Source organism: Pontibacter sp. HJ8 (assembly GCF_054824225.1).
Genome location: NZ_JSYF01000321.1, coordinates 1 through 9234 on the forward strand (window position 1 = coordinate 1; position 9234 = coordinate 9234).

The 9234-nt window shown below is 51.5% G+C and carries 9 protein-coding genes; 3 read left to right on the forward strand and 6 right to left on the reverse strand.

What is annotated here, in order from left to right:
- Positions 1–424 precede the first annotated feature (424 nt).
- Positions 425–1498, reverse strand: a complete 1074-nt coding sequence (gene prfA / locus OB13_RS14130; RefSeq protein WP_461490815.1) for a peptide chain release factor 1 — start codon at positions 1496–1498, stop codon at positions 425–427.
- A 203-nt stretch (positions 1499–1701) separates the two neighbouring features.
- On the opposite strand from prfA, the gene OB13_RS14135 reads away from it, so the two are divergent.
- The 3 genes from OB13_RS14135 (at position 1702) to OB13_RS14145 (ending at position 3092) form a co-directional block, all read left to right on the forward strand.
- Complete coding sequence (locus tag OB13_RS14135) at positions 1702–2376, forward strand: Tll0287-like domain-containing protein (protein WP_461490816.1); 675 nt, start codon at positions 1702–1704, stop codon at positions 2374–2376.
- Between the two features lie 147 nt (positions 2377–2523).
- Positions 2524–2844: a thioredoxin family protein gene (locus OB13_RS14140; protein WP_461490817.1), complete on the forward strand. Its 321-nt coding sequence runs from the start codon at positions 2524–2526 to the stop codon at positions 2842–2844.
- 5 nt (positions 2845–2849) lie between these two features.
- Complete coding sequence (locus OB13_RS14145) at positions 2850–3092, forward strand: DUF6952 family protein (protein ID WP_461490818.1); 243 nt, start codon at positions 2850–2852, stop codon at positions 3090–3092.
- Between the two features lie 82 nt (positions 3093–3174).
- On the opposite strand, the gene OB13_RS14150 is transcribed toward OB13_RS14145, so the two are convergent.
- From OB13_RS14150 to OB13_RS14170, 5 genes are all read right to left on the reverse strand, one after another.
- Positions 3175–3783: a TetR/AcrR family transcriptional regulator gene (locus OB13_RS14150; RefSeq protein WP_461490819.1), complete on the reverse strand. Its 609-nt coding sequence runs from the start codon at positions 3781–3783 to the stop codon at positions 3175–3177.
- A 149-nt stretch (positions 3784–3932) separates the two neighbouring features.
- Positions 3933–4622: a carotenoid biosynthesis protein gene (locus OB13_RS14155; protein WP_461490820.1), complete on the reverse strand. Its 690-nt coding sequence runs from the start codon at positions 4620–4622 to the stop codon at positions 3933–3935.
- Between the two features lie 2 nt (positions 4623–4624).
- Entirely contained in the window at positions 4625–6109 is a 1485-nt protein-coding gene (crtD, locus tag OB13_RS14160; protein WP_461490821.1) for a 1-hydroxycarotenoid 3,4-desaturase CrtD, read from the reverse strand.
- Positions 6110–6182: 73 nt separating this feature from the next.
- A complete protein-coding gene (locus OB13_RS14165) occupies positions 6183–6623 on the reverse strand; it encodes an SRPBCC family protein (RefSeq protein ID WP_461490822.1) in 441 nt (146 codons plus the stop codon).
- Positions 6624–6810: 187 nt separating this feature from the next.
- Positions 6811–9234: DEAD/DEAH box helicase (locus OB13_RS14170; protein ID WP_461490823.1), on the reverse strand; the 2424-nt coding region annotated here is incomplete at its 5' end.

Here is a 9234-nt window from a genome sequence, read left to right on the forward strand (position 1 = left end):
AATCTCTGCACGAGCAGGTATAGCTGGCAGGGATAGGTAAAGCCGACAGGTATAGCGACATCCTAACAACAGAAGCTACGAAGCAACAGCATTAGCCAAGTGCACTTTGTGGCGCTCCACTGTTCGAGCGTTCAGCGAGTTTGGAGCGTCCTTGATTTTTTGCCTACTTTTTTTATCAAGAAAAAAAGTAGGTCCCCGCCGGACAGGCGAAGCTATACAACAATGCCAGGTTGCTATACCTGGAACATCAGTTCCGCCAGCTACAAACTGGCCTTATATGCAACCACAAGTTACCGCTATGCTCAAACTTGCGGTATAGGTAGGTATAAGCAGGTATAGGTATCGCATAAAAAAGGGATGTAGTGCCGCTCTATAAACGACACTACATCCCCAAATATCGGATCACATCCAGGCGATGCGCTGATTAAGCCGTTGCACCTTCTTTCAGGCGTTCTGAATTTTCAGCGATACGCAGTTCCTCTACAAAATCTTCAATGCCACCATCCATTACAGCTGGCAGGTTGTACACGGTATACCCGATACGGTGATCGGTCACGCGGCCCTGCGGGTAGTTGTAGGTACGGATCTTGTCGGAACGGTCACCGCTGCCCACCATACTTTTACGCTGTGCACCTTCAGCCTCCAGCTTTTTGGCCAGTTCCTGCTCGTAGATACGGGAGCGCAATACAGCCAGGGCTTTGTCAAAGTTCTTCAGCTGTGATTTCTGGTCCTGGCACTGGGCCACCAGACCGGTTGGTAAGTGCGTCAGACGCACCGCAGAATAAGTCGTGTTCACAGACTGACCACCCGGGCCGGATGAACAGAACAGGTCCTTGCGGATATCGTTCATGTCGAGGTCGATGTCAAACTCCTCTACCTCCGGCAATACGACCACCGAAGCAACCGAAGTATGGATACGACCCTGTGTCTCCGTAGCCGGCACACGCTGTACACGGTGCACGCCTGACTCAAACTTAAGCTTGCCGTACACGTCCTCGCCGGACATCCCCACGATAATTTCCTTGTAACCGCCTGAAGTACCCTCGGTGGCATCGATCAGTTCGGTACGCCAGCCCATCTTTTCTGCAAAGCGGGTATACATACGGTACAGGTCACCGGCAAATATAGAAGCTTCATCGCCACCCGCACCCGCACGGATCTCCATGATGATATCTTTGCTGTCGTTGGGATCTTTCGGGATCAGGAGCTCCTTGAGAAAGTCTTCCATCTGATCACGTTGTGGCAGCAGCTCATCGAGCTCCTCTTTGGCCATTTCGCGGAAGTCCTCATCTTTTTCAGTAGCGATCACCTGCTTGGCGCTATCGATGTTGCTCAGTATGTTCAGGTACTTCTTATATTCAACTACTATCTTGTCGAGGTCTTTGTACTCTTTATTCAGCGACTTATATTTCTTCATGTCACTGGCCACATCAGGCTGGATAAGTAATTGGCTTACCTCCTCAAATCGCTGATTAATGGCTTCTAATTTATCTAACATCGTTCTGTTATGGTTTTAAGCTGCAAAGATACTAAATTGGCGTTTAAGTAATAAAACATAAGTAGCAAGACCTGAGACATTAGATCCAAAAATTTTAAATCTTCTCACTGTCTGCCGTCTTGCCCGTCTCGTTGAAGTGAGTTGCTTTATTACTGGTTTATTCTACTACAATTTTGTTTCAAAAGATGTTCAACTACCGATCTTTGTCTGCAACTATAACCCTGATCCTGGCGCTTATAGTTTCAGGCTGCGAAGTGAAAGTAAAACCGATAGCGGGAGGAAAGGAGATCGCCCAGGAACTGGAACGACATAAGATCAAGCGCCTCACGCAGCAGGACATCCTCAAGGCTGCACTGAAGACGGGGGATTCCCTCGTTGTAGTGGCGCAGCAACTGCTGGACAAACGCCTGGCAGAGCAGCTGGCAGCGGGAGGCGTGGCCGCCGCTCTGCCGTATTGCCAGCCCGAAAACTATGCGGAAGTAGAAGCGCTCCAACATAAGTTCGGAGGTATAGCACGCCGCACCGGCACCCGGTTGCGTAACCCGCAGAACCAGCCGGATGCCCCTGTAGCCGCTGCACTGCAAAAGTATAGCAACCCGCAGGAGCAAAAGCCGCAGGTGGTAGCCCTCAACGAGCGGGAGCTGCTTTACACGGCACCCATCTACATCCGCAACGAGAACTGCCTGAGCTGCCACGGCACACCAGGCCAGGACCTGACAGAAGCGGACCATGCCCTGATCCGGCAAAAGTACCCGGAAGACAAGGCCATCAATTACAAGGCGGGTGAACTGCGGGGCATGTGGCACATCACCTTCGACAAGATGGACCTGATCGCCTACCTCAACGACCAGCCCAAAAAAAGCAGGAGAAAGCGCTAAACAATTGGCCTGCTTAGCAGTTAAAGGATCGCGCCAGCTGACTTTAGGCCCGAAAATGCCTGCATCTTACGGTTAAAATCTTTAAATTTGTGTCCAGTATGATTAGGCTCACACCTAATTTGATGTTTAAACTCTAATACTAAAATTATGGCTGTTATAGTAGCAACTGATAATGATTTCGATAACGTACTGAATTCCAACCAGAATGTGGTAGTCAAATATTATGCGGACTGGTGCGGTAGTTGCCGTTTGTTTTCGCCAAAATTCAAGCGCCTCTCCGAGGACGAGGCTTTTACCAATATTGCGTTTGTGGATGTGAACGCTGAAACCAGCCCGGAAGCCCGGAAACTGGCCGGTGTAACCAACCTTCCTTTCTTTGCCATTTTTAAAAGCGGCAAATTGGTAGATACTGTGGCGGCCAGCAAAGAAGAAGCTGTTCGGGATCTGATCACTAAACTGACTATCTAGATATCATGAAAATACCCGCAATAAAGAAACTGGTAGAAACCCAATCACTCGATGCGCTGATGGCCGCGGAGGCGGCTATCGTAGACGAGCAGCCCCTGGCGATTGAGGTAGAAGGGGATGACGAGGGCGAGCAGCTGACACACGTGCTGGCAGCTGTCTGGATCCTCAACCACATGCAGGACAACAGCTCCGATTTTAAAACGGCTTTGCGCGAATACACCAAGAAGGTGCGCGTATCGATCAACTAAGCCGGTAATCTATAAAACAAGAGCGGCCCGGAATGTTCGATTCCGGGCCGCTCTTGTTTTATGGTATGGCTATACCTGAAATTTACACGTTGTTTCTGGAGAAATATTCTTCGGCCAGTTTACCCCCGGCATCGGTACAGATGCCGCGCACATAATAAAAGTAGATGCTTCGGAAGACTTCGGATAGGTCATAGCGTTCCGGAGGAAATACGGCAGGGTTCACCATCATAAAGAATTGCTCGAGAATAATTTTGGTCACCAGTTGCAGGTTGATGTCCTTGCGGAAATATCCCTCCAGGATGCCTTTGTTGATGACCTCTGCATTCAGTTGCTGGGAGTAATTGCTCAGGTAGTCCATGGTGACGGCCCAGGCATCGGGGTACTTTTGCATATCTGCCACCATAACCGGATTTACCTCTTTCATTTTACGGATGCCATTCTGCAGCAGCATCATAATCTCTTCCACCGGGTTAGAGGCTTTGGAAAGGAGTTGCGCCAGTTCTTTTTTCTGTTCCTCCACATCAAACAGCACCACCTTTTTGACCATATCTGCTTTGCTGCTGAAGAGCTCCTTGTACGTGCTCTGCCGTATATCCAGCCTTTTGATAAGCGCCTCCTCTGTGTTCGCCTCAATACCGTCCTGCTTGAATACAAGCAGGATCTCGCTTAAAATGGTCTCTAAAAAAGTCATTGTAATACTATTGCTGGTGAAGGTTCACCTTTTGTAAATGGTATGCCCGCGTTATTTTTTGGAACGCCGTCCTAATCCCCAAAATGACAGGGAATTATATGCAAAAGTAATTATAATTGATGCGTAACACAAGCTGCCGCGCGCCTTACTTATACCTGCAGGAACAGGTAGAGACCGACAAAGAAAAGAAGCTGGACAACGTAAACAAAAGGCGCTAAGCTGTTGCGCTTGAAGAAGTTGGCCCGCTGAAAAAAGATGTGCAGCAGGATAGCCAGCAACAGCCATCCGCTAAAATTTGAAAGGGGAATACGATCATCTTTCCATTGCCAGAAGTCGAACTGCATGGCTACGGGCTCCAGGAAAAAATCCAGCACCACCATCAGCACGCCACCCAGTACCGCCTTCAGCAACCAATGCAGCCGGGTATAGTTGGCGATGTGGCCGGTCGCATAAACCAGCATGAGCCAGTTCAGCCCGATGAGCAAAGGCACCTCCCAAAGGTGCACGCCCAGCGATGCGCCATACCGGTAGTTCCCAAACAGCAGACCTGTGTGCACGCCCACAACTTCCGCCATAAAGCCTGCGACCATGACGACGAGGGCAAATACCAGGAAAGCAATATTCCAGCGCCGGTGAAAGCTGAACAGCAGCAAGTTGGTCAGCAGCAGGTTGAGCGGCGTGAGTGACTGAAAATACACCGGATCTCCGCTGAAGAGCAGTCCCCAGAAGCCAACCGCATGAAAGATGACCAACACGGCTACTGCTGCCGGTAATTTATACCTGCTATACCTGTTTTCGGTCGGAGTCTGGTCTACGGTGCTCGTTGCTGTTTCGGGCATGTTCATACGCTTTTTACCTGGTTTGGGGCGGGCACCAGGTTGTCTACGATTCGGGCAGAAAGCAGGCACAACGGAACACCCCCACCCGGATGCACGCTACCCCCGCAGAAGTATAGCCCTTTTAGCTTGGAGCTGAAATTCGGATGCCGCAAAAAAGCAGCCATACGGTTGTTGGAGCTGCTGCCATACAGGGCACCGGCAAAAGAGGATGTTTTTTGCTCGATCAGGAGCGGGTCTAGGACCTGCTCAGCCTGTATCAGCGGCGCGATCGGTATACCCAGCATGTTCGATAATTTTTTCTGAACAGCCTCGCGCGTCGAATCGATCAGCGCCTCCCAGTTTTGCCCCTGGTGGTGCGGCACGTTTACCATCACAAACCAGTTCTCGCTGCCTGCCGGGGCATCCTGCGGCTCCAGTTTGGAGGTGATGTTGACATACACCGTAGGATCCTGGCTGATACGCTTCTGCCTGAAAATGTGCTCAAACTCTTCCTGGTAGTTCTGGCTGAAGAAGATGTTGTGCAGGTGCAGCTCCGGGAACTCCCGCTGTATACCCCAGTAATAAATGAGGGCAGAGCTGGAGCGGGGCTGCTGCAGGATCTTTTCGGGAGCCGGCTGGTCCGGGAGCAGGTGGCGGTAGGTGGGCACAATATCCATGTTGCTGACCACAACCGCTGCATCGTAGCTGCCTTTGGTGGTGTCTATACCTGTTACCTGGTTGGCTGTGATGCGTATCCGCTCTACCCGCTCGCTATACCTGAACACAACCCCAAGCTCTTCGGCCAGTTTTACCAGGCTGCTGGCAATGGCATACATGCCACCTTTTGGGTAAAAAGCCCCGATGTTGTGCTCCAGGTGCGGGATGAGGTTGAGTGTGCCGGGTGCTTGGTAAGGGTCAGAGCCATTGTAGGTGGCAAACCGGTCCAGCAGCTGCACGAAGCGCGGATCGGAGAACTGCTGCGCGTTGGCCGCATGCATGGTTGTGGTCAGGCCCAGATCAGAAAGGCATCCCAGCGCTTTGAGCACATCTGTGCTCAGGTAGGTATCCAGGCGGTGCAGCGACTTGTGCAGGAACGTATTGGCGGTTCCGGTGTAGAGGCGGGCACTCTTGCGGAGCACATCCTGTACGGCTTGTCTGGGTACCCCCAGCTGCTGCTCGGCTTCTGTTGCAAAAGCCTCCGGGTCCGCGTAAGCTTTCAAGCGGCTGCCGTCGGGCCAGAAGTAGTGCGTAATCGGGTCGAGGCGGGTATAGGTAAAGTAGTCGGAAGGGGTGCGGCCGGCGAGCGTAAACAGCTCATCGACCAGGTGCGGCATGGTAAAGAGCGAAGGACCGGCATCAAAGCGATAGTCCTGCAGGTCAAACTGCTGCATTTTGCCTCCGAAAGTGTCGCTGCCTTCAAAGACTGTAACCGCATACCCTTTCACCGCCAGTCGGATGGCCGTGGCTATACCGCCTATACCTGAACCGATGATGGCCGCTTTCGTCATACTTCAAGATACGCTTTTATTTCTTTTCCTGCTCTTAACTAACAGGGTACAGGAAAGGTTTTGGCTACCCGGGCTATACCTGGCCAAATACTTTTCTGTACACAGATTTTCGCATGCCAAAAGCGCCGAGCATGAGCGGGTATAGCAATACATCCAGTGGATGGAAACCGGTCTCGTAGTCGATGATGTCGTGGATGATAGCACCACTGCCGTTTTTAGTGACCAGATGCTTGTGCTGCCAGTGCCGCAGGGGAGGAGGCAGCACCTGGCCTTCATCCACAAAGTATGCCTCCTCATCCGTTATACTTCGCTGGGAGATCCGGCTGGTCCATCGGAAGGACTTTATACCTGTCTGCAACGCCACTTCTACCACATCACCGGGCTCGTTGCCATCAAAGCGCATCAACTGCAGGCGCGGGTAGGGCGGGGCCAGCTTCCGGAACAACTGCTCATCGAAGGCCTGGAAGACACTAAGGTATTCCTGCTGTACTGCTGTTTTGAGGTGAAGGCGCATGGAAGTAAATGGCTGAATGGCTACACTGTTAAATGGTTGTATTGTTTGTGTGCCCTTCTGTTATTAACCTCTTCCTGGTCCTAAAGTTATACCTACCTACAAAAAAGCCACTACGGGTATACCTGCAGCGGCTTTTATACTTTCTATGAATCAACAATTTAACCATTCAAACATTTAACAATTAAGTTTAACTCAGCAGGCTGTCGATGTCGTCTTTGGTCAGGCTCTTGATGATCGTTTCATCGGTACTGATGAGGTCGGTTACCAGCTGTATCTTGCGGTTCTGCAAGGCCAGTATCTTCTCCTCCACGGTTTCTTTAGTAATGAACTTGTAGGTGAACACGGTGTTCTGCTGCCCGATGCGGTGTGCCCGGTCGATAGCTTGTGCTTCTACGGCCGGGTTCCACCAGGGGTCCAGGATGAACACATAATCCGCGGCTGTCAGGTTGAGCCCCACACCGCCGGCTTTCAGCGAGATCAGGAATACCTGAATCTGCGCATCGTTCTGGAACAGCTCTACCTGCTGCTGCCGGTTTTTGGTGTTGCCATCCAGGTAGGCATATGTGATCTCTTTCTCATCGAGCGCCTGCCGGATTATTTCCAGGTGTTTTACAAACTGACTAAATATCAACACCTTGTGCCCTTTCCCGACTACATTCCGAGTCATGCGTACCACCTCTTTCATCTTACCTGACTCTCCTTCGTAGGTCGGGTCCGTCATAAAAGGATGGTTGGCAATCTGCCGAAGCTTCATAAGGCCCTGCAGGAGCATGAACTGTGTGTTGCCCGGCCCTTTTTCTTCCAGGTTGGTCAGGATCTTGTTGCGGTAATAGGATTTGGTCTCCTCGTAGGCATGCTCCTGCTCCTCGGTCATTTTGCAGAAGGTGGTTTGCTCGATCTTGGCAGGCAACTCCTTTGCTACCTGCGACTTGTGCCTCCGCAGGATAAAGGGCTTGATGAGTGCGTGCAGCCGGCGCGTTTTCTGCTCGTCCTTCTCCTTCTCGATGGGCTTCAGGAACTCTTTGCGGAAGAAGTGCTGATTCCCCAGCAGGCCCGGGTTGATGAAAGACATCTGTGACCACAGGTCCATGGTGCTGTTCTCGACCGGGGTGCCCGTCAGGATCAGGCGGTGCCGCGATTTTAGCGACCTCACCGAGCGGGACGTATTGGAGTCCGGGTTTTTGATCGCCTGCGACTCATCGAGTATCACATAGTCGAAATAATACGTCTTGAGCAGCTCCGCATCCAGTCGCACGATGCCGTACGAGGTCAGGATCAGATCATAGTCACTGAAGCGCTCTACATTCTTGTCGCGGTAGGTACCGGTATAGGTGAGGATGCGCAGCTGGGGCGTAAATTTCTGGGCTTCGTTGAGCCAGTTGTAAATAAGCGAGGTAGGCATCACCAGCAGGGTGGCCGACTCTGCTCCGTTCTCTTTGCGATGCTGCAGCATAGCAAGCGTCTGCACCGTTTTGCCCAGGCCCATGTCATCGGCCAGGCAGCCGCCAAACTTGTAATCTTTCACAAAATGCAGCCAGTTATACCCTGCCTTCTGGTAAGGACGCAGCTCGCCCCGGAAGCCTGCCGGCATCGGCTGGTCTTCAATGGCGTCAAATTCTCGCAGCTTCTCCAGTTTCCGGCTCATGGTGACCTGCGCCAGGTTGCCGTTCTGCAGGTCGTTTACGAGCGCCATGTGGTGCTTGCGGAGGGTGAGTTGCTGCTCTCCCTCCGAAAAAGCGAACAGCTCAATGTACTGCGTAAACCACTCTTCGGGTATAATTGCTACCTGCCCGTTGGGCAGCAGGTACTCGTTGTTGCGGGTCAGGATGTGGTGCTTGAGTTTGATAAAAGGAATTTCGAACTCCCCGAAGCGTACAGTTCCGTAAATATCAAACCAATCGTTGTTTTCAGTGATGCCTACGTTGACGGAAATTTCGCCGATAAAGTAGTTCTTCCCACTTTCTTCGGACTGCTGTACCGTATAGCCAAGGCTTTCGAGCTCCTGCAGGTTGTGGTTGAGCCAGGAGAAAGCAGCACTCTTTTCCAGCACAGCCTGCCCGTTCTTTACTTCCAGCGCCCGTTTTGCCAGCTCCTTCACATGCTCTTTTTCGTAGCTGGCATCGCGTATCAGCCGGTGGAACACATAGGAATCCTGCGTCTTTTCCATGCTTACACTCACGCGCTTGGTTTCCTGCGTATCCACCAGGTAATCGCCATACTTGAAGGCGAGGTTGAAGAGTATTTTGTCGGCTCGCCCGTTGCGCTCAGCCTTTGCTGTTTCTGTGCTTTTGGGACTCAACAGCGCAGGGGCATCCGCCGCCTTTATTTCCGAAAAAGTAAGGAAAGGGCTCGGGGTAAATTTTTCATATTTTATATCAAATCCCGTCGCAAATACATCAAAAGACTCGACCAGGGGCGTTACGAATTTGCGGTAATAGCTCTCTTCTACCGTACGCGGAATAACGATAAATTTTTTATTGAGGAAAGGCTGCAGCTTTTTCCCATCGATCGGTCCTTCAAAGCCATACACGACATTATCGATCATCAGCCAGGCAGGCTCATAACAGATTAGGGAAGCGTTGCGGTACTGGAAGCTCAGCTTCTCGCCGGC